The organism is Streptomyces sp. NPDC059256 (assembly GCF_042753785.1).
Taxonomy (GTDB): Bacteria; Actinomycetota; Actinomycetes; order Streptomycetales; family Streptomycetaceae; genus Streptomyces.
This window is the reverse complement of the sequence record NZ_JBHYZO010000060.1, coordinates 1-1,200: the sequence shown is the minus strand read 5'-3', so window position 1 is coordinate 1,200 and position 1,200 is coordinate 1. Positions and strand designations below refer to the sequence as shown.

The window sequence follows — 1,200 nt, the reverse complement described above, 5'->3', positions numbered from 1 at the left end:
TTCTGTGGGTGAGGTGGTGGGGTGGTGGTGGATGGAGATGGTGATGACGAGGGCGGCGATGAGGCCGAGGGTGGTGGCGGTGAGGGTGATGCCGGTGGTGTTGTGGTGGGTGAGGGCCCAGCCGCCGAGTGCGCCGGCGATGGCGATGCCGATGTAGAGGCCGCTGGTGTTGAGGGCGACGGCTTCGGCTTCGGCGTCTTGGGCGAGTTTGAGTGCGCGGGTGTTCATGGGGGGGTTGAAGCCCCAGCCTGCGAAGCCCCAGAAGGCGAGGACGATGGCGATGAGCCAGATGGGTGCGTTGGTGGTGAGGGTGCCGATGAGGGCGAGGGCTGCGGTGGCGGTGATGAGGCCGGTGAAGGTGGTGATGAGGGCGCGGTCGGCTCCCCAGCGGTCGGTGAGGCGTCCGCCGATGTAGGTGCCGAGGGCGCCGGAGATGCCGATGATGGCGATGAAGAGGGCGAGGACGGCGCCTTTGTGGCCGGTGAGGTCTTGGGTGAGGGGGGCGATGTAGGTGTAGGTCATCAGTCCGCTGGAGGCGCCGAGGATGGTTCCGGCGACGCAGAGGAGGACGGCGGGGCGGGAGAGGATGCGCAGTTGTTGGCGGACGCCGATTTCGGGGGCGCCGGGGAGGGCGGGGAGTAGGCGGAGGGAGGCGAGGGTGACGGCGGTGGTGAAGAGGGCGACGGCGATGAAGGTGGAGCGCCAGCCGAAGGAGGTGCCCAGGAGGGTGCCGATGGGGACGCCGACGAAGAGGGAGACGGTGAGTCCCGCGGCGACGATGCCGATGGCCTGGCCGACGCGTTCGGGTGCGGAGGCGCGGGCGGCGAGGGCGAACACGGCCGGAGTGATGGTCGCGGCGATGAGCGCGGTCAGGACGCGCATGAGGGTGAGCGTCGCGTAGTTGGGGGCCAGTGCGGTGACGACGTTGGCCAGGGCGAACAGGGCCAGTCCACCGATGATGACGGGTTTACGGGGCCAGCGGGCGGTCGCGACGGCCAACGGCGGCGCGGCGATCGCATAGGTCACGGAGAACACGGTGACCAACTGACCCGCCGCCGCCTCACTGACGTCCAACTCCGACGCGATCTCCGGGAGCACCCCCGCGATCACGAAGTCATCCGTCCCGATCACGAACGTCGCCAGCAGCAAACACACCAGCCACCCCGAACCACCCCGACCAACCGAACCCTTCACAACAGA

At 68.9% G+C, this 1,200-nt stretch carries 1 protein-coding gene; it reads right to left on the bottom strand.

Going from position 1 to position 1,200, the window contains the following annotated elements; genetic code table 11:
• A partial coding sequence (locus tag ACFXJL_RS34820; protein WP_384699508.1) for an MFS transporter occupies window positions 1-1,155 on the bottom strand: 1,155 nt, incomplete at its 3' end.
• Window positions 1,156-1,200: the final 45 nt, after the last annotated feature.